Genomic DNA, 26,517 nt, shown 5'->3' on the forward strand with positions numbered 1-26,517 from the left:
GACGTCTTGAGAACCCAGTTGAAACTGACCCGCGACGGCGACGCGTTCATCGCTCGGCTCGCGCCCTCCCAGGCGTCGGCGATGTACGAGGCGCTGAGCTATCTGCGCGGACGGGACCACGGTGACACGGAGCTGATCCTCCTGGTGGGCGCGGGCCGGGAGGCGGTCGATGCCCTCCTGGAACGTCTGGCCGGACGGCACACGGAGTCACGCGACTTCCGCCTCACCCTGGAGGAAATCCACATGGTGCACAGCGCGCTGACCGCCGCGCCCACCATGTTCATCGAGCGCGGTGGCCTCTTCGCGCAGGAGCCGTTCCACATCCGCCTGGGCTTCTACCGGGAGAACTTCGACGCCCTGGCGTACGCCGTCGTCCGGGCGGTGGCCGAGGCGTGACACCCGGCTGATGCCAGTGAGCGCGCAAAACGGCGAGGGCGCCCCCTGTCACAGGGAGCGCCCTCCGTGCCGTACGACGGCCTTGCCAGGCCCGTGCGGTCAGTCCCGCGCACCGCCACCGAGGTGGTGGACGCGGACCATGTTGGTGGTGCCGGGAACACCGGGCGGGGAACCAGCGGTGATGACCACGATGTCGCCCTCGTTGAAGAGTCCGAGCTTGACGATCTCCTGGTCCACCAGGTCGACCATCTCGTCTGTGCTGTTCACGAACGGCACGACGTGCGGCTCCACACCCCAGCTGAGCGTCATCTGGTTGCGGGTGGACTCGTCCGTGGTGAACGCGATGATCTGCTGGGCGGCGCGGTAGCGGCACAGGCGGCGGGCGGTGTCACCGGACTGGGTGAAGGCGACCAGGCCCTTGCCGCCGAGGAAGTCGGCGATCTCGCAGGCCGCGCGGGCCACCGAACCACCCTGCGTGCGCGGCTTCTTGCCGGGCACCAGCGGCTGCAGGCCCTTGGACAGCAGCTCCTGCTCGGCAGCGGTGACGATCTTCGACATCGTCTTGACGGTCTCGATCGGGTAGGCGCCCACCGAGGACTCCGCCGACAGCATGACCGCGTCGGCGCCGTCCAGGATCGCGTTGGCCACGTCGGAGGCCTCGGCGCGGGTCGGACGGGAGTTGGTGATCATCGACTCCATCATCTGGGTCGCCACGATCACCGGCTTGGCATTGCGACGGCACAGCTCGATGAGCCGCTTCTGCACCATCGGGACCTTCTCGAGCGGGTACTCGACGGCCAGGTCGCCACGCGCGACCATCACGCCGTCGAACGCCATCACGACGTCCTCCATGTTGGCGACCGCCTGCGGCTTCTCCACCTTGGCGATGACCGGGACGCGGCGGCCGACCTCGTCCATGACCTTGTGCACGTCCTGCACGTCGTTGGCGTCCCGCACGAAGGACAGCGCGACCAGGTCGCAGCCCATGTTGAGCGCGAAGCGCAGGTCCTCGACGTCCTTCTCGGACAGCGCCGGCACGTTCACGGCCGCGCCGGGCAGGTTGATGCCCTTGTGGTCGGAGACGACGCCGCCCTCGATGACGATCGTCTTCACCCGGGAGCCGTCGACCTCGGTGACCTTCAGCTCGACGTTGCCGTCGTTGATGAGGATCTGGTCGCCCTTGGTGACGTCGCCGGGCAGGCCCTTGTAGGTCGTCCCGCAGATCTGCTTGTCGCCCGGGACGTCCTCGGTCGTGATGACGAACTCGTCACCGCGCTCCAGCTCGACCGGCCCCTCGGCGAAGGTCTCCAGACGGATCTTCGGACCCTGGAGGTCGGCGAGCACACCGATGGCCCGCCCGGTCTCCTGGGCGGCGGCACGCAGGCGCTCGTACCGCCCCTGGTGGTCCTCGTGGGTGCCGTGGCTGAAGTTGAAGCGGGCCACATTCATGCCCGCCTCGATCAACGCGACGAGCTGTTCATGGGAGTCGACCGCGGGGCCGAGAGTACAAACGATTTTCGAACGGCGCATGGGACGATCCTATCGGTTTGTTTCGCTACGGAATATTCCGTCTGGCGGAAGATACAAATGAGCCGCGCTTTGCTCAGCCGTGTTACTCAGCCGTTGCCCTTCCCGACCAGTGCGTAGGTCTGCGTCGCGATCTCCAGTTCTTCATCCGTCGGCACCACGGCAACCGCGACCCGTGCGCCCGCCGGCGAGATCAGCCGCGCCTCGTCACCGCGTACGGCGTTCAGCTCGGCGTCCACCGCGAGGCCCAGCTGCTCCAGGCCCGCCACGGCGGCCTCCCGCACCGGCGCCGCGTTCTCGCCGACTCCGGCCGTGAACGCGATCGCGTCCACCCGGCCGAGCACCGCGTAATAGGCGCCTATGTACTTCTTCAGTCGGTGAATGTAGATGTCGAAGGCCAATTGCGCCCGCTCGTCACCTTCGTCGATCCGTCGGCGGATCTCCCGCATGTCGTTGTCGCCGCACAGGCCGATCAATCCGCTCTTCTTGTTGAGAAGAGTGTCGATTTCCGCGATGGACATTCCGCCAACACGCGCCAAATGGAAGATGACGGCGGGATCCATGTCACCGGAGCGCGTACCCATCACGAGCCCCTCCAATGGCGTCAGCCCCATGGAGGTGTCCACGCACTTCCCGCCCCGCACGGCGGACGCGGACGCGCCGTTTCCGAGGTGCAGCACGATGACGTTCACGTCCTCGGGCGCCTTGCCCAGCAGCTCGGCGGTGGCCCGGGAGACGTACGCGTGCGAGGTGCCGTGGAAGCCGTACCGGCGTATCCGGTGTGCGTCGGCGGTCTCGACGTCGATGGCGTAGCGGGCGGCAGACTCCGGCATCGTCGTGTGGAACGCGGTGTCGAAGACGGCGACCTGGGGCAGGTCCGGGCGCAGCGCACTGGCCGTGCGGATCCCGGTGAGGTTGGCCGGGTTGTGCAGCGGGGCGACCGGGATCAGCCGCTCGATCTCGGCGAGCACGGCGTCGTCGATGACGGTCGGCTCGGTGAAGTGCTTGCCGCCGTGCACCACCCGGTGGCCGATCGCGGCCAGCTCGGGCGAGTCCAGCCCGAGGCCGTCCTTGGTGAGCTCCGCCGAAACGGCCTTCAGGGCGGCCTCGTGATCGGCTATCGCCCCGGTCCACTCGCGACTCTCGCCGCCGCTCGCCAGCGGGGTGTGCTTGAGCCGGGAGGTCTCCTCGCCGATGCGCTCGACGAGGCCCACGGCCAGCCGGCTGCTGTCGCGCATGTCGAGCAGCTGGTACTTCACCGACGAGGAGCCGGAGTTGAGGACGAGGACGCGGGACGAGCTCACTGGGCGGTTGCCTTCTCGCTGGGGAACGGGGCGGGGGACGCGGGGGAAAGGGTGGGGGACTGGGCCTGGATCGCCGTGATGGCGACGGTGTTGACGATGTCCTGGACCAGGGCGCCCCGGGACAGGTCGTTGACCGGCTTGCGCAGACCCTGCAGCACCGGCCCGACGGCGATCGCGTTGGCCGAGCGCTGCACGGCCTTGTAGGTGTTGTTACCTGTATTGAGGTCCGGGAAGATCAAAACCGTTGCCTGCCCGGCGACTTCCGACTCCGGCAGCTTGGTCGCGGCGACCGACGGCTCCACGGCGGCGTCGTACTGGATGGGCCCCTCGATCTTCAGGTCGGGCCGCCGCGTCCGCACCAGCTCGGTCGCCTCGCGCACCTTGTCGACGTCGGCGCCCGAACCGGACGTACCCGTCGAGTACGACAGCATCGCGATCCGCGGCTCCACCCCGAACCGCTCGGCCGTGGTGGCCGACTGGATGGCGATGTCGGCCAGTTGCTCGGCGTTCGGGTCGGGGTTCACGGCGCAGTCGCCGTAGACGAGGACCCGGTCGGCGAGGCACATGAAGAAGACCGAGGAGACGATGTCGGCGTCCGGATTGGTCTTGATGATCTCGAAGGCGGGCCGGATGGTCGCGGCCGTGGAGTGCACGGACCCCGACACCATGCCGTCCGCGAGGCCCTCCTGCACCATCAGCGTGCCGAAGTAGTTCACATCGGAGACGACGTCGTACGCCAGCTCCACCGTGACCCCCTTGTGGGCGCGGAGCCCCGCGTACTGCTCGGCGAAGGCGTCGCGCAGCTCGCTGGTGGCCGGGTCGATCAGCTGGGTCTCGCCGAGGTCGATGCCGAGGTCGGCCGCCTGCTTGCGGATCCGGTCCACCGGCCCCAGGAGCGTGAGGTCGCAGACGTTGCGCCGCAGCAGCACCTCGGCGGCGTGCAGGACGCGCGGTTCGGTGCCCTCGGGCAGCACGATGCGCCGCATGTTCGAGCGGGCCTGCTCCAGCAGCTTGTGCTCGAACATCATCGGCGTGACGCGGTCGCTGTTCGGCGCCGAGACCCGCTTCAGCAGGTCGCCGGTCTCGACGTACCGCTCGAACAGGCCGAGGGCGGTCTCCGCCTTGCGCGGGGTGACCGCGCTCAACTTCCCCTCCAGGGAGAAGAGCTGCTCGGCGGTGGGGAAGCTGTAGCCCGGCACCGAGAGCACCGGGGTGCCCGGGGCGAGGCGGGCGGCGAGGGTGAGGACCTCGTCGCCGGGCCGCTCGTCCAGGGTGAGCAGCAGGCCGGCGATCGGCGGGGTGCCGGCGCTGTGCGCGGCCAGCGAGCCGACGACCAGGTCGGCGCGGTCGCCCGGCGTGACGACCAGGCAGCCCGGGGTCAGGGCGGTCAGGAAGTTCGGCAGCATCGCGCCGCCGAACACGAAGCCGAGGGCGTCACGCGCGAGCCCCGAGTCGTCGCCGAGCAGGACCTTCGCGTCCAGGGACTGGGCGATCTGCGAGATGGTCGGCGCGGACAGGGCGGGCTCGTCCGGGACGACGTAACAGGGCACGGGCAGCCGCGACCCAAGCCGCTGGGCGATCTCGTCCCGGTCGGCCCGGGCGACCCGGTTGGTGACCATGGCGAGCACGTCACAGCCCAGTCCCTCGTATGCCCGATAGGCGTTGCGCGTCTCGGCCAGCACGGACTCGGCGCTCTGCTTGCGCCCGCCCACGACCGGTATCACGGATGCGCCGAACTCGTTGGCGAGCCGGGCGTTGAGGGACAGCTCGTCCGGGAGCTGGGTGTCGGCGTAGTCGGTGCCGAGGACCAGTACGACGTCGTAGTCGCGGGCGACGACATGGAACCGGTCGACGAGCGTGGACACCAGCTCGTCGGTCCCGCGCTCGGCCTGGAGGGCGGACGCCTCGTGGTAGTCCATGCCGTAGACCGTCGCCGGGTCCTGGGAGAGGCGGTAGCGAGCGCGCAACAGCTCGAACAGGCGGTCGGGGGAGTGATGCACCAGCGGCCGGAACACCCCCACCCGGTCGACCTGCCGGGTCAGGAGCTCCATCACCCCCAGTTCGACCACCTGGCGGCCGTCGCCGCGGTCGATGCCGGTCACGTACACGCTGCGCGTCACGCGTGCTCTCCGTTTCGTCTGTCGTTCGTCCGTCGGCGGCTTGGCGGAGCCTTTGTGTGTTCCGGTGTGGTGTTCCGGTCCAGGGTCGCAAAATCGCCCAGTGGGGTGAGCGAAACCCTCTTGACAATACCCTTGGCGGTGGATAAGGCGCCCGTCAGGATCCAGGGTCGGACAGGGGCCTGGTGGACGTGAAACAATCGGATTGGCTCACCGGTATCAACAGCGAGCAGGAGACACAGCACGATGCGTATCGGAGTTCTCACCGCAGGCGGCGACTGCCCCGGCCTGAACGCCGTGATCCGGTCGGTCGTGCACCGAGCGGTCGCGCAGTACGGCGACGAGGTGATCGGCTTCGAGGACGGCTACTCGGGCCTGCTGGACGGTCACTACCGCAGCCTCGACCTGGAGGCGGTCAGCGGCATCCTGGCCCGCGGCGGCACGATCCTGGGCTCGTCGCGACTGGAGCGCGACCGCCTGCGCGAGGCGTGCCAGAACGCCGCCGACATCGCACGCGACTTCGGCATCGACGCGCTGATCCCGATCGGCGGTGAGGGGACCCTGACGGCGGCGCGCATGCTGTCGGACGCGGGCCTGCCGGTGGTCGGCGTCCCGAAGACCATCGACAACGACATCTCGTCGACGGACCGGACGTTCGGCTTCGACACGGCGGTCGGTGTCGCCACGGAGGCCATGGACCGCCTGAAGACGACGGCGGAGTCCCACCAGCGGGTGATGGTCGTGGAGGTCATGGGCCGACACGCGGGCTGGATCGCGCTGGAGTCCGGCATGGCGGCGGGCGCGCACGGCATCTGTCTGCCCGAGCGCCCCTTCGACCCCGCCGACCTGGCGAAGATGGTCGAGGAGCGCTTCGCGCGCGGCAAGAAGTTCGCGGTGATCTGCGTCGCCGAGGGAGCCCACCCCGCCGACGGCACCATGGACTACGGCAAGGGTGAGATCGACCAGTACGGCCACGAGCGCTTCCAGGGCATCGGTACGGCGCTGGCGTTCGAGCTGGAGCGCCGGCTCGGCAAGGAGGCCAAGCCGGTCATCCTCGGCCACGTCCAGCGCGGCGGCGTCCCCACGGCGTACGACCGCGTCCTCGCCACCCGCTTCGGCTGGCACGCGGTGGAGGCCGCGCACCGGGGCGAGTTCGGCAGGATGACCGCGCTGCGCGGGACCGACGTCGTGATGGTGCCGCTGGCGGAGGCGGTGACCGAGCTGAAGACGGTGCCGAAGGACCGGATGGACGAGGCGGAGTCGGTGTTCTAGCACCGGGCCCAGTCGCCGCATGCGTACGGCCCGGATCCGGGGTCGGGCGGCTCAGGCGGTGCTTCCCCCGACCTTCGCCCAGAAGCGCTCCACGATCCGGTCCAGGAACTCGCGGCCGGCCGCGCTGGAGTCACTGCCTGCGTCGCCCCAGCTGAGCGTGGCGGTCATCTGCCCCTGGTAGTCCTGGTGCAGCTCCTGGAGGACGTCCTCCAGCAGACGCCGGTCCAGGGGCACCATCTTGCCGACCGGCCGCACGTACGCCTGCCAACGCGTCGACACGGCACTGCGCAGCAGCTCGCCGAGGGTCCTGTCACGGCCGGTGACGGTGATGAAGTCCGGAAGCGTCAGGCCGAGGACATCGGCGAGGGCGGCGGACTGGCGGTCGGTGCCCTGCCAGTCGTCGTTCTCCTCCATGCCGAGATATGCGACGAGCTCGTGCCCGACGGTACGGGCCACGTCCTCGGGCGCCAGACCACGGGCGATGCGGTGCTCGCGCAGTGTCCGCGGCTTGCCGAGCAGCTCACTGGGCGAGCACCACAGCACACCCGCGAGGGCGGTGAGCTCGTTGCTGTTGGGGGAGGCGAGCTCACGTTCCCAGGCGACGACGAGGTCCTCGGTGACGTAGGGAAGTCCGTACGAGGCCCGCATGCCGTAGGCGACATGTTCGGGCCCCATGTTGAGGCCGGCCCGCAGGCGACGGGCGGCCGGGGCGTTGAACGGGGGAGTGGGTGGGTTCCGGCGGCTTGAGCGGTTGGGGGGCTGGTTCGGTTGGACTGGGGGTCGGCGCACGGGCCACAACGTAGGCCGGTCGAGGTGGGGTGACTACGGTCTGTTCAGCCAGGATCACGGATTGTAGGAAGCTACGGCTACTGGCGGGTTCGTTGCTGGTTGGTGATCGCCGGTGCGGCGGGCGGGGTGGTGCCGTGGGCGATGCCGAGGTGGTCGATGGGGGCTACGGCGGATAGTGGCATTTGATGAATGGCAAGCTCAGTGGGCATATTCGCGCGAGTCGGGCGGTGCCGATCTCCTTGTGGATTGCGGGCCCGCGTGCCGCTGGAAGAACGCGGGGTCGGCTGTGCGAGCGGATATCGAAATCGAGTGCGGCATGGTCGACGGTGAATCGGTCGCTCGAAGGCGGCCCATACGCGGCTCGATCCCGACGCTCTGCCTGCCCTGCCCTGCCCTGCTCCGCTCGCCGACCGGCTCACCCCTTGACCGCCCCGCTCAACGCAAACCCCCCACCCATGCGCCTCGCCACCATCACATAGAGCAAAATCACCGGCGTCGAGTAAATGATCGAAAACGCCGCCAGCTGCCCGTACACCACCGTCCCCCGATTTCCGAAGAACTCATTGATGCTCACGGCAGCCGGCATCTGGTCCGGCGTGAGGAGCAGCATGAAGGGCACGAAGAAGTTGCCCCACATCATCACGAACGAGAACACCGTCACCACCGCCACCCCCGGCCCCATCAGCGGCAGCACGACCCGCACCAGCGACTGAAGCGACGACGCGCCGTCCGTCCAGGCCGCCTCCTCCAGTTCCTTCGGCACTCCGTCCATGAAGTTCTTCATCAGCCAGATGGCGAAGGGCAGTTGAGAGGCGGCGAAGAAGAAGATCGTGCCCTGCATGGTGTCGATCAGGTTCACCTGCACGAACAGGGCGTACACCGGGACCATGATCGCCGTGATCGGCAGGCTCGTCGCGAAGAGGATCGTGAGGAGGAAGGGTCGGTTGAAGCGGGACCTGAACCGCGAGAGCGGGTAGGCGGCGAGGGCGGCGCAGGCCACCGTCAGGAGCGTCCCCCCGCCGCACAGGAGCAGACTGTTGAGCAAGGGCGTGAAGGTGATGTCCGGGGTCAGGACGGCGTCGAAGTTGTCCAGGGTCACGCCGTCGGGGAGCTTCACCTGGAGGTTCGCGTTCGTGTCCAGGGAGGAGAGGATCACCCACACGAGTGGAAGCACGAAGGCCGCGGCCACTGCCAGGAGGCCGGCGTCGGCGGCCAGGCGGTGGGTGGTGCGTCGGGAGGAGAGAGTGCGGGGCATGGCGTCAGACCTCCGTTCGCAGCAGACGCAGGTAGACCACCGAGAACAGTGACCCCACCACCAGGAGCAGCAGGGCGACCGCGGTGCCGTAGCCGATCATGCTCTTCTGGAACGCCTCCTCGTACATGAAGAGCGGGAGCGTCTGGCTCTTGCCGCCCGGGCCGCCCCTCGTCATCACCCAGATCAGGCCGAAGACGGACAGGGTCTGGAGGGTGATCAGCATGAGGTTCGTGCCGATGGAGCGGCGGATCATCGGGAGCGTGATGTGCCACATACGGCGCCAGCCGCCCGCGCCGTCGACCTCGGCCGCCTCGGTGATCTCCTTGGGGATCTCGTTCAGGGCCGCCGAGTAGACCAGCATGGAGAAGGCCGTGCCCCGCCAGACGTTCGCAAAGGACACCGCCAGGATCGGCAGGGTGAACAGCCAGTTCTGGGTGGGGAGTTGGAGCCAGTCCAGGATGGCGTTCAGGGTGCCTTCGCGCCGGAAGAAGGCGTAGAGGAGGAAGCCGGCGACGACCTCGGGCAGGACCCACGCCGTGATGACGATGGCGCCCACCAGCGTGCGTACGGGTTTTGACGCGCGCTGCATCAGGGCGGCCAGGGCCAGGCCCAGGGTGTTCTGGCCGAGCAGGGCGGAGATGACGGTGAAGACGAGGGTGAGCCAGACCGCGTTGCGGAACGCCTCGTCACCGAACGCCGTACGGAAGTTGTCGAAGCCGACGAACGAGTCCTCGGCCTGGCCGGTGAGCTGGAGGTCGGTGAAGGCGATGTAGGCGCAGTAGGCGATCGGGCCGGCGAGGAAGAGAAGCAGCAGGACGACGGCCGGGGTGACCGGGAGAGCGCGGGTGAGGGAGCGGGCCCGCGTCATGCGTGGGAGCCCGGCTCTTGAAGCCTCATGTCGTGAGCACCCATGTCGTGAGCGCTCATTTCTCGATCACCTGGTTGTCCGCTGCCGTCTTCAGCTCCTCGTCGTAGCCCTTCGCCGCGTCCTCGACCGACATGTCGCCCGTCGTCACGCCCTCCATGGCCTCCTGGACGGCTGTGGACACCTTCGGGTACGCCGGGTAGGCGGGGCGGTAGTGGGTGCTCGCGACGAGGTCCGTGAAGAACTTGATGCCGGGTTGGGCGTTGACGTACGACGGGTCCTTCGCCACGTCGTTGCGTACCGCGATGCCGGAGTTGGCGACGTACCACTTCTGGGCGTTCGTCTTCGTCTGCATCGTCTTGATGAACTCGAAGGCGAGGTCGGGGTTGCCCGCCTTGGCCGGGATCGACCAGGTCCAGCCGCCGGACATGCTCACCTTGCCGGGGGCCTGGCCGTTCTGCGTGGGCATGGCCGCGAGGCCGAGTTCGTCGGACCACTCGGGCCACTCGTGGCCGCTGCCGGGGAGCCAGTCCTGCGGGAGCCAGGAGCCGTCGAGGGCGATGGCGAGCTTGCCCTGAGGGAGCCACTCGCCGCGGACGCGGGTCATGACGTTGGGGTCGAGGGCGTCGGACACGTCCGGGCCGAGCTTCTCCTTGTAGACGGTCTCGACGAAGGTGAGGGCGTCCTTGAAGCCCTGGCTGCCGGCGACCCACTTCTTTGCGGACTTGTCGTACAGGGGGTCTGTGTTGCCGTCATTCGTGGTGCCGTAGAGCAGCATCTCGAAGGTCTGCATGGTGGCGGCTTCGCCGACGGGTTTGCCCGTGTAGACATTGAGGGGGATGACGTCGGGGGCTTTTTGCTTGATGGTGCGGGCGGCGTCCAGGACGTCGTTCCAGGTCTTCGGCTGCCAGTCGGTGGGCAGGCCGGCCTTCTTGAAGATGTCCTTGCTGAACCACAGGCCCCGGGTGTCGGTGCCGTCCGGAATGCCGTACGTCTTGCCGTCCTCGCCCTTGGCGGCTTCCTTGGCCGTGTCGATGAACTGGTTCCAGTCCTGCCACTTGGCGAGGTAGGGGTCCAGGGGCTTCAAGTACCCGCTGGTGATGTCCGAGTTGATGAGGAAGGTGTCCTCGTAGACCAGGTCGGGGGCGGTCTTGGGGGAGCGGAGCATCTGCTGGAGCTTGGTGTAGTACTCCGAGTCCGGGGCCTTGATGGGGACGAACTCGACCTTCTTGCCGGGGTTGGCCTTCTCGAACTGCTTCTTGATGTCCGCGAGGTAGGTGTCCATCACCTTGATGGAGTTGTCCGTGGACTGTTTGAAGGAGACCTTGAGGGTGTCGGGGTCGCTGCCGGAACTGCTGCAGGCTGCGAGGGAGGCGGCGGTGAGGGCGAGGGCGGTGGTGATCAGGGCGGCGGTGGGGCGCACGGGCATGACCTCCTGCGGGCTCACTTCGTTGTGGCGCGGGGATGGCTGCCTGGTGAACGTAGGTTGACTGGTCTAGTCAGGTCAATGCGTCTGCGGCGAATTGGGCGTGGGCGGCTTCGGTGGGGGCGTTGGCTTGGGTGTAGGCGTGGGCTGCCTGGAGGTAGTAGGCGCGGGCTTCGTCGGGGTGACCGACGGTCTGGTGGCCAAGGGCCAAGTTGTAGAGGGCCCCGCCCGCCCTGTACCAGTCCTCGAAATCCCGGTGGCTGTCCGAGGCATTGGCGAACGCTTCGATGGCCTCTTCGAAGCGGCCTGCCTCTGCCAGGGCGACGCCTAGGTTGTTCCACGCTATCCCTTCGCGGTTGCGGTCTTCGACGGCTTGGTACAGGTCGCGGGCATGAGTGAAGGCGTCAATGGCCTCCCACACCTGGCCTGCTGCGTGCAGCGCAGAGCCGAGGTGATTCCATGTGTTGCCCTCGCCTCGACGGTTGTCGGTGGCCCGGAAGAGGACGCGGGCATGGATATCGGCGTCTATGGCTTCCTCGATTCGACCCGCCTCCTCCAGGGCGACACCGAGGCTTTCCCACGCGATGGCCTCGCCGTGGAGGTCTTCGGCGGCCTGGAACAGGTCACGGGAACGCATGTGGGCGTCGATCGCTTCCTCCACTCGACCGACCTTGAGGAGGGCGGTACCGAGTCGGTCACATGCGTTGGCCTCACCGAGACGGTCCCCTGCGCGGTGGGCGGCCTCCTGGGCGGTACGGGCGACAGCGATCCACTCGTCGTGGTAGCGGCGCCAATCCAGATACCTCACCAGGCGCACGGCCAGCCTCACCCCGTTGTGCGTGTGCCGGTCCTCCCGCGTCCACTGAACTGCCGCCACCAGCCCAGCCCGCTCGCTGTCAAGCCATGCCAGCGCCTGCGCACGGCTTGTGAACCTCTCCGGTTGTGGCATTCCCGGCACCCAGTTCAACCGGTCATCAGCCGATGCCGCCCACTGGTGGTAGAACTCCAGCACCCGCTCGCGCGCTGTCTCCCCCTCCTCCCGGAAGACTGTATCCGCGGCCACCACACCCATCCCGAACGCCCGCACGAGGTCATGCAACCGCCACCGCACACCCCCACCCGACTGCACCACCGTCAGTAGACCTGCCGCGCCCACATCCTCCAGCAGGCCCACGGCGACATCCATGTCCAGGCCGGTCAGCGCGGCCACGGCCTCCGTGCCCGTCTCGGCGCCCGGGGCCAGGGCCAGCAGACGCAGCAACCGGGCCTGCTCGGGCGGCAGGCGGCGGTACGACGTCTCCAGAACCGGCCGGAGAGTGAGGGAACGGCCGTACTGGTCGGCGCCCCGGCTGCCGTGGTCAAGGACGGCAAGTGTGTCTCCGACTCTCTTGATCTCGGCCACCAGCGAGGCGATGTCACGCCGGCGACGTCGACGGAGCATCGCGGCGGCGATCTGGAGCGCGAGGGGCAAGTGACCGCACAGCTCGGCCAATTCGTGCAACGCCTGTGGTTCGCGCGCCGGGCGGTCGTCGCGTTCGTCGGCGGCGCGGAGGGCTCGGGTAACGAGGGCGGCGGAGTCGTCCCCGGCGAGTGTCTCAAGGTCGATGAGACGTATGGGCAGCGCGTCCGGCCGATCCCGGGAAGTGATGAGAACCCGGTGGTGGTCCGTGCCGGGCAGAAGGGAGAGGAACTGGGACGGGTCCGAGGCGTTGTCCAGGATCAGCAACGTCCGGTTCTGCCGCTCGGAGAGGAGCCTCCGATAGGCGTCGTACTGACGCGCAACCGCCTGCGGCAGCTCCGCACCCTGCACACCCATCGCATCGAGCAGCGCCAGCACCGCCTGATCCGCCGTCACCGGATCGTCGTCGTACCCCCGCAGATCCACGAACAGCGTCCCACCGGGAAACCACCCCTCCGCACAAGCCCGATGCGCCGCCTCCACCGCCAACGCCGTCTTTCCGATGCCACCCATCCCCGTGACAGCGAAGATGAGTACAGGAAGCGCGGCCGAATCATCCGAATCACTCGAATCAGGCGCGAGTTGGGCCAGCAACCGCTCCAGTTCCGCCGAACGCCCCGTGAAGCCGAGCGGCCGCGGCGGCAGCGTCGCACTCGCGCGCGGAACCGGTCCGTGGACAGTCCCCCTACCGCTGGCCTCCGGTCCGCTTGCCGACGACAGTCCCGTAGAAGGTCCCGCCCCGCAAGTCGATGTGATCGCCCCCGTAATGGGGCCCCTCCTCGGAGTCGGCGGAAGCAGCGGAACCGGAGCGCCCGGACGCCCCGCCCCGCGGCCGATGCTTTCGCAGTACCGCCACCGCCACCGCAGCCGCCTGCGCAGCAGCCCGTTCCTGTGACCCCGAGGCGTCGGCCTTGCGCTTTTCCGCGTTGGCGAGGTCGCTGATCCCCCGGATCACCAGGGCGTCCAACTGCCCGTTCAGATGCGCCGCGTGGGCCGCGCCAGAACCCTCCATCTCGATCGCTGCGGCGTCGTTGTAGTGCTCGCGGAGATGCTTGGCGATCTCCGACCTGGCGTCCGCCAGGACCACGTCACCGGCGGCGATCGGCTTGAAGTGCGCCCGCACCTCCGCCATGTCCCGTACGGCGGAACGGGCGGCCTGCACCAGTGCGTTCGAGCCCGGCCAGGCCTCGGGGCGGACGAGGAAGCCCTTGGTGGTCTGCTTGCCGCCGTGGATGCCGTACACCTTTGTGCCGACCACGACATCACCGATCCCGATGTCCTCCTTGAGGCTGCCCGCCACCCCGACGAAGAGCACGGCTTGTGGATTCAGCCAGGAGACGATCTGTGTCGTGAGAGTGGCGGCGTTCACCGGGCCCTCGCCCAGTTCGGCGATCGCCACGGTCCAGTCCGTACCCTCCAGGCGGCCGCGCTCGACGCGGGTTCCGTGCTTGTCGTGGACGAGTTCCTCACGGTCCACGATGTGCGACCGCACGGCGGCGTATTCGAGCGCGAGCGCGGTGAGGACGACAACGCTGGGAGAGGTCTCGGACACCCCCTTAAGGTACTGCCAAGTGACCAGCCCAGGCGGGTCGTTGGCCCAGGGGAAGGGATCGCCGTCATGACCGGGACGGAGCGCGACGTCACCGTCGGACAGCTGCTGCTCGCCGAGTACCAGAGCGTGAAGGACGAACAGAAGGCCCGCATCGGGTTCCGGGACAACCTGCTGTACGTCACCCTCGCGGTCGTCGCCGCCGTCATCGCCGCGGCGGCGCAGGCCAAGCAGACGTCGATGCTGCTCGCGTTGCCGCCGGTGTGTGTCGTGCTCGGGTGGACCTATCTGGTCAACGACGAGAAGATCTCGGCGATCGGGAGGTATGTGCGGGGCGAGCTGGGGCCTCGGCTCGCTCGGCTCGCGGGCTCGGAGGGCGCCTTCGGGTGGGAGCACTTCCATCGCGGGGACCCTCGGCGCGTGTCCCGGAAGGTCTTGCAGCTCGTGGTCGACCTGCTCGCCTTCTGCTTCGTACCGCTGGGCGCGCTCGTCGTGTACTGGGCCGGCGGCGACACCTCGCCAGGGCTCGTGGTCCTGTCCGTGGCCGAGGCGGTCACAGTGGCGGTGCTGGGCTGGTACCGCGTCATATACGCGGTGCCGTTCCGTCCGACGGACGGCGGGCAGTGACTCAGCGGCGTTCGCCCCGCACCCATCGGTACACCAGCTCCGGTCTCCCGACCTGTCCGTAGACCGGCTTCCGCTCGGCTCTCCCCGCCTCCACCAGGTGTTCCAGGTATCGCCGAGCTGTGATCCGCGAAATCCCCACCGCCTCGGCGACCCCGGCCGCCGTAAGCCCCTCGACGGCCTCCCGCACAGCCCCCGTCACCCGCTCCAGCGTCGGCCCGCTCAGCCCTTTCGGCAACGCCGCAGGACCCGGCGCCCGCAGCGCCGCCAGCGCGCGGTCCACCTCGTCCTGGCCGCTCGCCTCTCCGACCGCGGCGTGGAACTCGGCGTACCGCACCAGCCGATCGCGAAGCGTCGCGAAGGTGAAGGGCTTCAGTACGTACTGCACGACCCCCAGCGACACCCCCTCCCGCACCACCGCCAGATCCCGCGCCGACGTCACCGCGATGACGTCCGCGTGATGCCCGGCCGCCCGCAACGACCGCGCCAGCTGCAGCCCGTGCACATCCGGCAAGTGCAGGTCCAGCAGCAGTAGGTCCACCCGCGTCCGCTCCAGCGCGCGCCGCGCCTCCGCGCCCGTGTGCGCCTTGCCGACCGCGACGAATCCCGGCACCCGGCCCACGTACAGCACGTGCGCGTCCGCCGCGACCGGATCGTCCTCCACGACCAGGACGCGAATCGCCTGCTCGGCCGCCCCGGTCATACGTCACCTCTCGAAACGACCGCGTCCTCGGCACCCCGCACAGGCTCGGCCTGCCGCGAAGGACTGCCGCCCGGCGCGGGTTCGGCGCCCGGCGAGGCCCCGGCATCCGGCGTGTGCCTCACACCCTCTCCCAACGGCAACCGCACCTCGAACTCCGCCCCACCCCCGGCAGCCTCCGCCACCGACAGGGTCCCGTCATGCCGATGCGCCGCCTGCCGTACCAGCGCAAGCCCCAGCCCTCGCCCGCCCGGCCCGGCCGGCTTCGTCGAGAAGCCGCGCTCGAACACCGCCTCCGCGTGCGCGGGGTCCACCCCGGCCCCCGTGTCCGACACCCGCAGGACCAGCTCCGCACTCTCCGTGTACGCCGTCACCGTCACCCGCCCCCGCACGCTTCCTTGCGCGGCGTCCACCGCGTTGTCGATCAGATTGCCGAGGATCGTCACCAGATCCCGGGCCGGCAGCGAGGGGGGCAGCAGGCCGTCGTCCAGTCGGCTGTCCTCCGATACGACGAGTTCGACGCCCCGCTCGTTGGCCTGCGCCGTCTTCCCCAGCAGCAGCGCCGCCAGCACCGGCTCGCTCACCGCCGCGACGACCTGGTCCGTCAGCGCCTGTGCCAGCTCCAGCTCGGCGGTCGCGAACTCCACCGCCTCCTCGGCGCGTCCGAGTTCGATCAGCGAGACGACCGTGTGGAGGCGATTCGCCGCCTCGTGCGCCTGAGACCGCAGGGCCTGGGTGAAGCCCCGCTCCGAGTCCAACTCGCCCATCACCGACTGGAGTTCGGTCACGTCCCGCAGGGTCACCACCGTTCCGCGCCGCTCGCCGCCCGACACGGGTGATGTGTTCACCACCAGCACGCGCTGCGCTGTCAGATGCACCTCGTCGACCCGCGGCTCGGACGCCAGCAGCGCCCCGGTCAGCGGTGCCGGCAGGCCGAGCTCCGCGACCGACCGGCCCACCACATCGCCGCCCACTCCGAGCAGCTCCCGCCCCCCGTCGTTGATCAGCGCCACCCGGTACTGCCCGTCCAGCATCAGCAGTCCCTCGCGTACCGCGTGCAGCGCGGCCTGGTGGTAGTCGTGCATCCGGCTCAGCTCGGCCGCGTTCATGCCGTGGGTGTGGCGGCGCAGGCGGGCGTTGATGACGTACGTGCCGATCGCGCCCAACGCGAGCGCGCCCGCGGCCACGCCGAGCAGGGCCGTCAGCTGGTCCTGCACCCGTTTGCTGATCTCCTCGACCCTGATACCCGCGCTGACCAGCCCCACGATGTGCGCCGGGTCCCGTCCCCCGTCGTAGATCGGCACGACCGCGCGCACGGACGCGCCGAGCGTGCCGGTGTACGTCTCGGTGAACGGCTCCCCGCGCAGGGCGCGCCCGATGTGACCCCGGAAGTGCTGGCCTATCTGTTCCCGGTCGGGGTGCGTCCAGCGGATGCCCCCGGGGTTCATGATCGTGACGAAGTCGACGTCGGCGTCGTGCTGGACACGGAGCGCGTACGGCTGGAGCTCGGCTGTGGGGTCGTCGGTGCGGATGGCCTCCTGTACCGACGGGGCGTCGGCGATCGCCTGGGCCACCGCCATGGCCTGTCGGCCCGCCGCGTCCTCGGCCTGGCCGCGGTCGCTGACGTAGGTGAACACCGCGTACCCGGCGACGAGCACCGCTATCAGCACGGCCTGCATGGCGAAGAGCTGGCCGGCCAGGCTGCGGGGCCTCGGGACGGAGATGCGCATGCCGTCAGTCTGCCCCATGGCCGATTTTGACCGCCCGTCCCTGTGGACAAGTGGTTCCCGACCCCGGGCGGGGGTCACGCGTGCCTGGCCGGCCGGCGCTGACCAGGCACGCTGTCCTCACCGCAGGGTGAGCGGGGTCTCCGATTCGACGCGGGTCAGCTTCTCGGGGTTGCGGACGTAGTAGAGGCCGGTGATGCGGGCGTCCTCGACGCGGATCGCCATGACGCCGTCGATCTCGCCGTCCAGGCGCAGGATGAGCGCCGGATTGCCGTTGACCAGGGTCGGCTCGAGGGTGATCGTGGCGTCGAGCTTGCCGCGGCCGCCCACGATGAAACGGGCCACCTTGTCGGCGCCGACGATCGGCCGGGGCGCGGCCTGCTTGATGCCGCCGCCGTCACCCATCAGCACCACCTCGGGGGCGAGCACGTCGAGGAAGCCCTGCAGGTCCCCGGTGGTGAGCGCGCGCTGGAACGACTCCAGGGCCGCCCGGGTCGCGCTCGCGGGGACCGCCGCGCGCGGGCGGCGGGCGTCGACGTGCCGGCGGGCGCGGTGCGCGATCTGGCGGACGGCCGCGGGGCTCTTGTCGACGGCGGCCGCGATCTCGTCGTAGTCGACGTCGAAGACCTCGCGCAGTACGAAGACGGCGCGCTCCGTCGGGGAGAGTGTCTCCAGTACGAGCATCAGCGCCATCGACAGGCTCTCGGCGAGCTCGACGTCCTGGGCCACGTCCGGGGCGGTGAGCAGCGGCTCGGGCAGCCAGGGGCCGACGTATGCCTCCTTGCGGCGCGTCATCGCACGCAGCCGGTTGAGCGACTGGCGGGTCGTGATCCGGACCAGGTAGGCGCGCTGGTCGCGCACCTGCCCCGGATCGACCTCGACCCACCGCAGCCAGGTCTCCTGCAGCACGTCCTCGGCGTCGGCGGCCGAGCCGAGCATCTCGTAGGCGACGGTGAAGAGCAGGTTGCGGTGGGCGACGAAAGCCTCGGTCGCCGCGTCGGTGGCGTGATCACTCATGCCGAGGTCTCTCCCCTGTTTGTGTGCGGGTTAGGCCACGTGTTCGACGGTGACCGGGGTCTCGTCCGCAGCCTTGGCCCGGGTCTCGTCCGCAGGGCGCGCGGCCCGCAGCAGCTCCTGACGCTTGGCACCTCCCGAGACGCGGTGCAAGCGGTACGAACCGGGCTTGCGCGACTCGGCGGCCAGATGCTTGACGATGCCCTTGCAGACGATCTCCTTGAGCCTCGCGCCGGTGCGGCCGTCGATGTGGAACCCGACCGCGACGTCGTACCGGTGGGCGAACTGGAAGATGCCGGTGTCGCGGCCCAGGCTGATGCACTGCCCGGCGAACACCTGGTTGAGGGGCGAGGGCTGCTCACCCTCGATCCGGCTGAGCACCGTGTCGGCGGCCCGCGCGCCCAGCGGTATCGCGGCCTGGCAGCTCATCCGCAACGGCAGGCCCGACGGCGCGGCCGAGTCGCCGGCCGCGACGATGTGCGGGTCGTCCACGCTGGTCAGCGTCTCGTCGGTGAGCAGCCGGCCCAGGGCGTCGGTGCTCAGCCCACTGCGCGCGGCCAGGTCCGGCACGGCGAAGCCGGCGGTCCAGATGGTCACCTCGCTCGGCAGCGTACGGCCGTCGCCGAGCCGTACGGAATCCCGCGTCACGGCCGTCACCCTCGCGTCGGGGCCCTCCAGCACCGCCACACCGAGTTCGGCCATCCGCCTGGCGACCGAGCGCCGACCCCGCGGGTGCAGATACGGGCCGAGCACCCCGCCGCAGACCAGGGTCACGGCGCGGCCTGCCTCCGCCAGCTCGGCGGCGGTCTCGATACCGGTCGGACCGGCTCCTACGACCGTCACCGGGGCCTTCGCGGACGCGGCGTCCAGGACCGGCCGCAGCCGCTGCGCCTCCTCCAGGCCGGCGATCGGGTAGGCGAACTCGGCCGCTCCGGGCACGCCCGGGTCGGCGCTGCCACTGCCCACCGCGTAGATCAGGTGGTCGTACTCGACTGTGCCGCCGGTCGCCAGCGTCACGCTGCGCTCGGCGGCGTCGATCCGCGTCACACTGTCGACCACCAGCCGGACGTCCTCGGCCAGGATCTCCCGGTAGTCGACGACCGCGTCGTCGGACCCGCCCACCAGCTGGTGCAGGCGGACCCGGTGGACGAAGGTCGAGCGCGGGTTGATCAGCGTCACGGTCACGTCGTCGCGCTGCGTGAGGCGATTGGCCGCCATGACGCCCGCGTATCCGCCGCCGACCACGATGACGTTGCTGTTCTCGGTCACGGTGTCTCCTCCGGTTCCAAGGGTTCGGCCCGAGGCGTTCGGCCCAAGGGGTTCGGCCTCAAGACACCGCGTACTCGACCGCCGTGACAGGATGTGACTCAGATCACTCCGTAGGGGCCCGCGTCAGTGCTTCCGTCGCCGTCGGCCCTTGCCTTTGGGGGCAAGCGCGGCCACCCCGACCGCCATCGAGCCGGACGTCGCGCCCGCCGCGATCTCAGGGTGTGACAGGCGCTGACAGACGTCGAGTCGGGTGGTGACCCCCACCACGATCGAGCCGCGCGCACGCACGAGTCTCGCGGTCTCCGGGAAGATCGGGATGTTCGGCCAGTGATGGTGGGCCTCGCCACTGCGAACCGTGACCGAGATCCGGTGGTCCTCGATCGAGGCGGCCAGCGTCGGTGTCGGGCCGGCCGACGACAGCGCCGTCGACCCACGAAGGTCAAGCCCCAGCTCCTTGAAGAACTGCACCGTCCACACCTGCCATCCCCTGCCGTCGCGGTGGTGGAGGAGCGCGGCCTCGAAGGCCGGGTTCACCAGGAAGAACGGGATGTCGTCGGAGGACAGTCCGAGCATCAGGCGGGCCGGCAGCACGAATGTCCCCGCCCGCCAACTGAGGTGCTGACGGTCCAGGACCGGCTCGATCCACCCCTCGTGCCAGCCGGGCCGGTGGCAGCCGACGTGATGCAGCGACGCGTCGGCATACTCGCCGTCGGTGTACACGGCGAGCGCGGGCCGCTGCCACCGCAGGAACGGGCGGCCGCAGGTCTGGCAGTCGACCGCCCGTAACTGCACGCGCAGAGCGGAGAGTGTGTGCTCGCCGAGGTTCATCCGGGTCACCGGGTCGGTTCGTACCTAGATGCCGGCCATCGAGCTTCTCCGTCCCCCGCGGTCGACTCCGTCCATCTCCCGCTACGGAACATAGCCACGCGACACCGGGACCGGTCCCGGTCGACTCGCAGGCGCTTCCTCCCAGGTGTGCAGGCCGGGGGCCTGCCTTTGTAAGCGGGCGGTGAACTAAATGAACGGAAGGGTGACCGCCCTCACACGGCAGGGGATAGTCGCCGCATCGCTGGAGTACGACCCCCGCTCCCCGGGGCGCGCTTCCCCGTCAGCGAACCCCCACCCCGGACGTGAGCCGCACGCCGGTGATACCGACGAAGACGTCAAGGAGGGCAGCCGTGGCCGCCGCCAAATCCCCCGATACGGCACCTGCCGCACCCGTCGCCAAGCGGGACCGCACGCACTACCTCTACATCGCGGTGATCATCGCGGTGGCCCTCGGTATCGCCGTGGGTCTGGCCGCACCCGACTTCGCGGTCGAGCTGAAGCCCATCGGTACGGGCTTCGTGAACCTGATCAAGATGATGATCTCGCCGATCATCTTCTGCACGATCGTCCTGGGCATCGGCTCGGTACGGAAGGCCGCCAAGGTCGGCGCCGTCGGCGGTATCGCGCTCGGCTACTTCCTGGCCATGTCGCTGGTCGCCCTCGGTATCGGTCTCGTCGTCGGCAACATCCTGGAGCCGGGCACGGGTCTGCAGATCACCGACGCCGTCAAGGACGCCGGGCACGAGCAGGTGGACGCCGAGGCGCTGCCGCCGGTCGACTTCGTGCTGTCGATCATCCCGAAGACGCTCGTCTCCGCCTTCACCGAGCAGTCGGTCCTGCAGACCCTGCTGGTCGCCCTGCTCGCCGGTTTCGCGCTGCAGGCCATGGGCTCCGCCGGGGACCCGATCCTGCGCGGCGTGGAGCACATCCAGAAGCTCGTCTTCCGGATCCTCGCCATGGTGATGTGGGTCGCCCCCGTCGGTGCCTTCGGCGCCATGGCCGCCGTCACCGGGTCCGCCGGTGTCGACGCGCTCAAGAAGCTGGCCATCCTGATGCTCGGCTTCTACGTCACCTGCTTCCTCTTCGTCTTCATCGTGCTCGGCGCGCTGCTGCGGATCATCGCCGGCCTCAACATCCTCACGCTCTTCAAGTACCTGGGCCGTGAGTTCCTGCTGATCCTGTCGACCTCCTCCTCCGAGTCCGCGCTGCCGCGCCTCATCGCGAAGATGGAGCACCTCGGTGTCAGCAAGCCGGTGGTCGGCATCACCGTCCCGACCGGCTACTCCTTCAACCTCGACGGCACCATGATCTACATGACCATGGCGTCCCTGTTCATCGCCGACGCCATGGGTACGCCGATGGCGATCGGTGAGCAGATCCCGCTGCTGCTCTTCCTGCTGGTCGCCTCCAAGGGCGCCGCCGGTGTCACCGGTGCGGGTCTGGCCACGCTGGCCGGCGGTCTGCAGTCGCACAAGCCCGCCCTGGTGGACGGCGTCGGCCTGATCGTCGGCATCGACCGCTTCATGAGCGAGGCCCGCGCTCTGACGAACTTCGCGGGCAACGCCGTCGCCACCGTCCTGATCGGCACCTGGACCAAGGAGATCGACCGCGAGCGCGTCGACCAGGTGCTCGCCGGTCAGCTCCCGTTCGACGAGGCGACCCTCCTGGAGGACGGCCACGACGCCCCGGCCGAGGCGTCGGAACCGGACGGCGACAAGCAGCTCGCCAAGGCCTGACCTCTGCTCTGACCTCTGGTCTGACCTCCGGCCCGTCCCCTGCTCCGGACGTCCGGCCCCGCCTGAACCGGGGCCGGGCGTTCGGCCCCGCCTGAACCGGGGCCGGGCGTTCGGCCACCACACTCCGGGCGGCTGGGATGCTCCCCCGTCTCTCAGCCGCCCGGTCAGCATCTCCCTCTCAGGCGCACGGCAACTGCCGTGCGCCTGACGGCATTACCGGAAGATTGCGTTCCCTTACTCGTCCTTGCCCAACGCGGTTGATCTTCCGCACCTCTCCATGGGTGACCGTCAAGGACACACAGGAAGTCCGGGGGAACCCATGGACAAAATTCGTAAGGCATTGGTCGGCACGGCCACCGGGGCAGTGCTCCTCACGGCCGGGGTGGCGCCGGCCCAGGCGGCCACGGGGGCGGCACAGCCGTCCGTGGGGCGGGACTACAAGAGCATTGCCGGCGTGTGCGGTTCGCTGCTGGCCACCGGTGTCAGCGTCTCCTCGCTGGGGAAGACCATCGCCTCCAAGGGCGCGGGCTGGGTGGGGGCGATCGTCTCCGCGGGCTGCCTGGTGAAGGACGCCAAGGAGTACAGCAGGGCCTTCAACGCCACCCCGGCGGGCATCGCGAGGCTGAAGAAGATCCAGGCGAAGTACCACAACTACACGTTCAAGCACTTCATGACCGACTTCGGCTGCAAGTGGGTGGCGAACCCGCCCGGCGGCGGCACGGACGCCGTTCCGGCCGCCGTGGCCCACAACACCAGGGCGGCCGGGCACTGGGACTGCAGCTCGGCCGGCGACTGAGCGGAGCGCTCCCGTGGACATCACCCTGGCACTCGTGCTGGTCGTCGCCGAACTGGCGGTGCTGACCGGCGGGTACCTCGACGCACAGGCGCACACGCGGCCGAGCAGGGGCGTCCGCGTCACTCGGGCACTGGGCCCCATGCTCGCCGTGACGGCGGCCGTCGCGCTGGTGCCTGATCCCGTCTGGAAGGTGGCGGTGGCTCTCGTCACGCCGGCGCTGGTCAAGGCCACCGACCAGTACGCACGCCACCTCGGGGCCCCGGCCCCGGGCGGCGGCGAGTCGGCCGGGCGACTGCGCTGAGGCCGCGCCGAACGGGGCTCACACGGTCGCCACTGCCGGCCACGCAGTCCCTCGGCACGCTGCCGTCACCGGCGGTGGGGCCAGGCAGGGAGCAACTGCCCGGCCCCACACCCGACCGCAGTCAACCCCGACACGCTTACGCCGACGAGCCCGATCCCGCTCACCCTGCGGGCGGCGACTGGAGGCGGTGGGCGCGATCGCGGGGTGCGGCGCCCATGTCGCCCCCCCCGGCCCGGCTCGGGCTGTCCTCCCCGGTGCGCAGAGAGCCGCTCCCGTCGCGGTTGCCCTGACGTCGGCGTCAAGGATTACGTTCGTACGCATGCGAATCGGCGAGCTGGCCGCGAGGGCCGGGACCACGACGCGCACGTTGCGCTACTACGAGTCGCGAGGGCTGCTGCCCGCGCGGCGCAGCGGCAACGGCTACCGGACGTACGACGAGAGCGACCTGAAGCTGCTCCGGCAGATCAGGACGCTCCAGGACTTCGGGTTCGACCTGGAGGAGACGCGGCCGTTCGTGGAGTGTCTGCGGGCCGGACACCCGGAAGGCGACACATGCCCGGCCTCGCTCGCGGTCTACCGGCGCAAGCTGGACGAACTCGACGCCCTGATCGGCGAGTTGCAGGCCGTGCGCGCCAAGATCGGCCTGCGGCTGGCGCTGGCCGAGGGGGAACCACCGTTGTGCGAACTGGGAGGGCAGGAGCTGTGATCAAGGCGGCGGGCGTGGCAGAGGTGACGGACGAGGACTTCGAAGCGGAGGTGATCGGCTCCGAACTGCCGGTGCTGGTGCAGTTCACGGCCGAGTGGTGCGGCCCGTGCCGCCAGCTCGCGCCGGTCCTGAGCGCCATCGCCACAGAGGAGGGCGATCGGCTGAGGATCGTCCAGCTGGACGTGGACCGCAATCCGGGTACCACGATCGCGTACGGCGTGCTGTCGACGCCGACGCTGATGGTGTTCCGGGGCGGTGAGCCCGTGAAGTCGATGGTGGGGGCGCGACCCAAGCGCAGGCTCCTGGAGGAGCTCGCCGACGTGCTGTGACCCGCTCCGGTCACTTCGAGTACAAAGAAATCCCCCGGGCAATTGCGCCCGGGGGATTTCTTTGCGTATATTCAATGATTCGCGACTTCAAGTCGGATTGGGCCCGACGAAGTCGCGGTGAAGTCCAGTGAGCACACTATATCCGGGCGGGAGCAGAATTGTCAAACACCGAATTGCAAGACGGTGAAATGCGACGCGAGCAGGAATTCATCGACTCCCTGTACGCGCGCGTGGACGCGCTGCGCGGCGACACCGAGACCTCCGTCGGGGACGCGCTCGCCCAGGGCAACACGCCCATGCAGGCCCGACTGGAGCGGGACATCCTCGTCGCCGAGCGCTCGGGGCTGCTCGCCGCGCTCAACGCGGTGGACGGCTCGCTCTGCTTCGGCCGGATCGACCTCGCCTCGGGCGTCAGCCACCACATCGGCCGCATCGGCCTGCGCACCGACGACGCCGAGCACACGCCCATCCTGATCGACTGGCGCGCCGACGTCGCCCGCCCCTTCTACCTGGCCACCGGCCACACCCCGATGGGCATCCGGCGCAGGCGGCACATCACCACCAACGGCCGTACGGTCACCGCCCTGCACGACGAGATCCTCGACCTGGGTGACCAGGAGCGCACCGGCCACGAGGACCCGACCGGCGACGCCGTCCTGCTCGCCGCGCTCAACTCCGCGCGCACGGGCCGGATGAGCGACATCGTGCAGACCATCCAGGCCGAGCAGGACGAGATCATCCGGGCGCCGCACCGCGGGGTGCTGGTGGTGGAGGGCGGCCCGGGCACCGGCAAGACGGCGGTCGCCCTGCACCGCGCCGCCTATCTCCTCTACGAACACCGGGAGCTGCTCGCCAAGCGCGCCGTCCTGATCGTCGGCCCCAACCCCGCCTTCCTCGGCTACATCGGCGAGGTCCTGCCCGCGCTCGGCGAGACGGGCGTGCTGCTGTCCACGGTCGGCGAACTGTTCCCCGGCGTACGGGCGACGGCGGCCGACACCCGCGAGGCGGCCGCGGTGAAGGGCCGCGCCGACATGGCGGACGTGCTCGCCGAGGTCGTACGCGACTGGCAGGCGCTGCCCGACCCGGTGATCGCGATCGAGCACGACCGCGAGGTCCTGATGCTCGACGACGACCTGGTGCGGATGGCCCGCGAACGCACCCGCGCCGCGAAGCTCCAGCACAACGTGGCCCGTGAGTACTTCGAGGGCCACATCCTCAACACGCTGACCGAGCTGTACGCCGAGCGGGTCGGCACCGACCCGTACGACGGCTCCAGTCTGCTGGATCCCGCCGACATCACCCAGATCCGGGACGAGATCGCCGAGAACCCCGAAGTGTGGGCGGCCATCGACCAGTTGTGGCCGCGGCTGACCCCGCAGCGCCTGGTCGCGGACTTCCTCGCCGACCCCGTGGGCTACCTCCCCGACGAGGACGCGGCCGCGATCCGCCGGACCGTGACGCGGGCGTGGACCGTGGCGGACGTACCGCTGCTGGACGAGGCCGCCGAACTGCTCGGCGAGGACGACCGGGTGGCGCGGGCGCGGGCCGAGCGTGAGCGGGAGACGCAGGTCGCGTACGCGCAGGGCGTTCTGGACGTGTCGTACGCCTCCCGGACGTACGAGTTCGAGGACAAGGAAGACGACGACAGCGAGGTGCTCTCCGCGCACGACATCATCGACGCCGAGCGCTTCGCCGAACGCCACGAGGAGGACGACCATCGCAGCGCCGCCGAGCGGGCGGCGGCCGACCGGACCTGGGCGTTCGGGCACATCATCGTCGACGAGGCGCAGGAACTGTCGCCGATGGCCTGGCGGCTGCTCATGCGGCGCAGCCCCACCCGCTCGATGACACTGGTCGGCGACCCGGCCCAAACGGCCGAGGCGGCCGGCGTCGGTTCCTGGGCAGGCATCCTGGAGCCCTATGTCGAGGACCGCTGGGAGCACACCCGCCTCGGCGTCAACTACCGCACGCCGTCCGAGATCATGGACCTCGCGGCGGCCGTGGTGCGGGCCGAGAACCCCGGCTTCGAGCCCCCGAGTTCGGTGCGCTCGACAGGGGTACGGCCTTGGGTGCGCGCGACCGACGACCTGCCCGACGCCGTCGCCAAGGCGGTCGTGGAGCTGACCCCTGCCGACGGGCGCCTCGCGGTCATCGCGCCGCGCCATCTGCACCGCAAGCTGGCGGCGCGGCTGGACGGGGTGACCGCAGGTGCGGAGCCCGACCTCACGCGGACCGTCGTCCTCCTCGACCCGCGTCAGTCGAAGGGGCTCGAGTTCGACTCGGTGCTGGTGGTGGAGCCGGGGCTGTACGGCACGAGCGACCTGTACGTGGCGCTGACGCGGGCGACGCAGCGGCTGGGGGTGCTGCACACGGGCCGGTTGCCGAAGGCGCTGGCCACCACCTGAACTGGTCTCGCCCCCGCCGCCCCCAGACCCCCGCTTCGGCCCTGAACGGGCCTCGTCCTCAAACGCCGGACGGGCTGGAATTCAGCCCCTCCGGCGTTTGAGGAGCGGGGGTCCAGGGGGCGG

Annotated in this window: 23 protein-coding genes; 9 read left to right on the top strand and 14 right to left on the bottom strand. The window is 69.7% G+C overall.

Translation table 11 applies throughout. The features are described 5' to 3' along the window. The first annotated feature begins 6 nt into the window (after positions 1-6). Positions 7-396 (top strand): hypothetical protein, encoded by a 390-nt coding sequence (locus EHO50_RS32130; protein WP_128434737.1) that lies wholly within the window; start codon positions 7-9, stop codon positions 394-396. Positions 397-495: 99 nt separating this feature from the next. Here the strand turns inward: EHO50_RS32130 and pyk are convergent, their stop codons facing one another. From pyk to pta, 3 genes are all read right to left on the bottom strand, one after another. Continuing rightward, a complete protein-coding gene (pyk, locus tag EHO50_RS32135; protein WP_128434738.1) occupies positions 496-1,926 on the bottom strand; it encodes a pyruvate kinase in 1,431 nt (476 codons plus the stop codon). Between the two features lie 86 nt (positions 1,927-2,012). Next, positions 2,013-3,227, bottom strand: a complete 1,215-nt coding sequence (locus EHO50_RS32140) for an acetate kinase (protein WP_128434739.1) — start codon at positions 3,225-3,227, stop codon at positions 2,013-2,015. Continuing rightward, positions 3,224-5,347, bottom strand: a complete 2,124-nt coding sequence (gene pta, locus EHO50_RS32145) for a phosphate acetyltransferase (protein WP_128434740.1) — start codon at positions 5,345-5,347, stop codon at positions 3,224-3,226. The genes EHO50_RS32140 and pta overlap by 4 nt, the downstream gene beginning before the upstream one ends. A 243-nt stretch (positions 5,348-5,590) precedes the next feature. Between pta and EHO50_RS32150 the strand changes: the two genes are divergently transcribed. After that, positions 5,591-6,616, top strand: coding sequence for an ATP-dependent 6-phosphofructokinase (locus EHO50_RS32150; protein WP_128434741.1), 1,026 nt, complete (start codon positions 5,591-5,593; stop codon positions 6,614-6,616). Between the two features lie 51 nt (positions 6,617-6,667). Here the strand turns inward: EHO50_RS32150 and EHO50_RS32155 are convergent, their stop codons facing one another. From EHO50_RS32155 to EHO50_RS32180, 6 genes are all read right to left on the bottom strand, one after another. Next, positions 6,668-7,414 carry a helix-turn-helix domain-containing protein gene (locus tag EHO50_RS32155; RefSeq protein WP_425472292.1) on the bottom strand — a complete coding sequence of 249 codons (747 nt, stop codon included), beginning with the start codon at positions 7,412-7,414 and terminating at the stop codon, positions 6,668-6,670. Between the two features lie 406 nt (positions 7,415-7,820). Next, a complete protein-coding gene (locus EHO50_RS32160) occupies positions 7,821-8,660 on the bottom strand; it encodes a carbohydrate ABC transporter permease (RefSeq protein WP_128434743.1) in 840 nt (279 codons plus the stop codon). A gap of 4 nt (positions 8,661-8,664) precedes the next feature. Beyond that, positions 8,665-9,528 (bottom strand): carbohydrate ABC transporter permease, encoded by an 864-nt coding sequence (locus EHO50_RS32165; protein WP_128434744.1) that lies wholly within the window; start codon positions 9,526-9,528, stop codon positions 8,665-8,667. Between the two features lie 55 nt (positions 9,529-9,583). After that, on the bottom strand, positions 9,584-10,954 hold the full coding sequence (locus tag EHO50_RS32170) for an extracellular solute-binding protein (RefSeq protein ID WP_128434745.1): 1,371 nt from the start codon (positions 10,952-10,954) through the stop codon (positions 9,584-9,586). 70 nt (positions 10,955-11,024) lie between these two features. After that, positions 11,025-12,923: a tetratricopeptide repeat protein gene (locus EHO50_RS32175; RefSeq protein ID WP_128434783.1), complete on the bottom strand. Its 1,899-nt coding sequence runs from the start codon at positions 12,921-12,923 to the stop codon at positions 11,025-11,027. A gap of 172 nt (positions 12,924-13,095) precedes the next feature. Then, a complete protein-coding gene (locus EHO50_RS32180) occupies positions 13,096-13,962 on the bottom strand; it encodes a 5'-methylthioadenosine/S-adenosylhomocysteine nucleosidase (protein WP_128434746.1) in 867 nt (288 codons plus the stop codon). Between the two features lie 66 nt (positions 13,963-14,028). On the opposite strand from EHO50_RS32180, the gene EHO50_RS32185 reads away from it, so the two are divergent. After that, on the top strand, positions 14,029-14,586 hold the full coding sequence (locus EHO50_RS32185) for a hypothetical protein (RefSeq protein ID WP_128434747.1): 558 nt from the start codon (positions 14,029-14,031) through the stop codon (positions 14,584-14,586). Between the two features lies 1 nt (position 14,587). Here the strand turns inward: EHO50_RS32185 and EHO50_RS32190 are convergent, their stop codons facing one another. The 5 genes from EHO50_RS32190 to EHO50_RS32210 form a co-directional block, all read right to left on the bottom strand. Then, positions 14,588-15,286 carry a response regulator gene (locus EHO50_RS32190; RefSeq protein ID WP_128434748.1) on the bottom strand — a complete coding sequence of 233 codons (699 nt, stop codon included), beginning with the start codon at positions 15,284-15,286 and terminating at the stop codon, positions 14,588-14,590. After that, entirely contained in the window at positions 15,283-17,013 is a 1,731-nt protein-coding gene (locus EHO50_RS32195; RefSeq protein WP_128434749.1) for a sensor histidine kinase, read from the bottom strand. The genes EHO50_RS32190 and EHO50_RS32195 overlap by 4 nt, the downstream gene beginning before the upstream one ends. Before the next feature lie 117 nt (positions 17,014-17,130). Beyond that, positions 17,131-18,027 carry an RNA polymerase sigma-70 factor gene (locus EHO50_RS32200; protein WP_128434750.1) on the bottom strand — a complete coding sequence of 299 codons (897 nt, stop codon included), beginning with the start codon at positions 18,025-18,027 and terminating at the stop codon, positions 17,131-17,133. Between the two features lie 30 nt (positions 18,028-18,057). Next, positions 18,058-19,293, bottom strand: a complete 1,236-nt coding sequence (locus EHO50_RS32205; protein ID WP_128434751.1) for an NAD(P)/FAD-dependent oxidoreductase — start codon at positions 19,291-19,293, stop codon at positions 18,058-18,060. A gap of 123 nt (positions 19,294-19,416) precedes the next feature. Continuing rightward, a complete protein-coding gene (locus EHO50_RS32210) occupies positions 19,417-20,130 on the bottom strand; it encodes a hypothetical protein (protein WP_128434752.1) in 714 nt (237 codons plus the stop codon). A 341-nt stretch (positions 20,131-20,471) separates the two neighbouring features. Between EHO50_RS32210 and EHO50_RS32215 the strand changes: the two genes are divergently transcribed. The 6 genes from EHO50_RS32215 (at position 20,472) to EHO50_RS32240 (ending at position 26,394) form a co-directional block, all read left to right on the top strand. Beyond that, entirely contained in the window at positions 20,472-21,857 is a 1,386-nt protein-coding gene (locus tag EHO50_RS32215) for a cation:dicarboxylate symporter family transporter (protein WP_128434753.1), read from the top strand. A 319-nt stretch (positions 21,858-22,176) separates the two neighbouring features. Next, the gene (locus EHO50_RS32220; RefSeq protein WP_128434754.1) at positions 22,177-22,653 is read left to right on the top strand and encodes a hypothetical protein; all 477 of its coding nucleotides are present in this window, start codon (positions 22,177-22,179) and stop codon (positions 22,651-22,653) included. Between the two features lie 13 nt (positions 22,654-22,666). Beyond that, complete coding sequence (locus EHO50_RS32225) at positions 22,667-22,954, top strand: hypothetical protein (RefSeq protein ID WP_128434755.1); 288 nt, start codon at positions 22,667-22,669, stop codon at positions 22,952-22,954. A 319-nt stretch (positions 22,955-23,273) separates the two neighbouring features. After that, the gene (locus tag EHO50_RS32230) at positions 23,274-23,660 is read left to right on the top strand and encodes a MerR family transcriptional regulator (RefSeq protein ID WP_128434756.1); all 387 of its coding nucleotides are present in this window, start codon (positions 23,274-23,276) and stop codon (positions 23,658-23,660) included. Further along, positions 23,657-23,989: a thioredoxin gene (trxA, locus tag EHO50_RS32235; protein ID WP_128434757.1), complete on the top strand. Its 333-nt coding sequence runs from the start codon at positions 23,657-23,659 to the stop codon at positions 23,987-23,989. Before EHO50_RS32230 ends, trxA begins: the two co-directional genes overlap by 4 nt. 188 nt (positions 23,990-24,177) lie before the next feature. Next, on the top strand, positions 24,178-26,394 hold the full coding sequence (locus tag EHO50_RS32240) for a HelD family protein (protein ID WP_128434758.1): 2,217 nt from the start codon (positions 24,178-24,180) through the stop codon (positions 26,392-26,394). Positions 26,395-26,517: the final 123 nt, after the last annotated feature.

Origin of the sequence: Streptomyces cyaneus, assembly GCF_004028635.1 — a bacterium.
In the GTDB taxonomy this organism is placed as follows: Bacteria; Actinomycetota; Actinomycetes; order Streptomycetales; family Streptomycetaceae; genus Streptomyces; species Streptomyces cyaneus.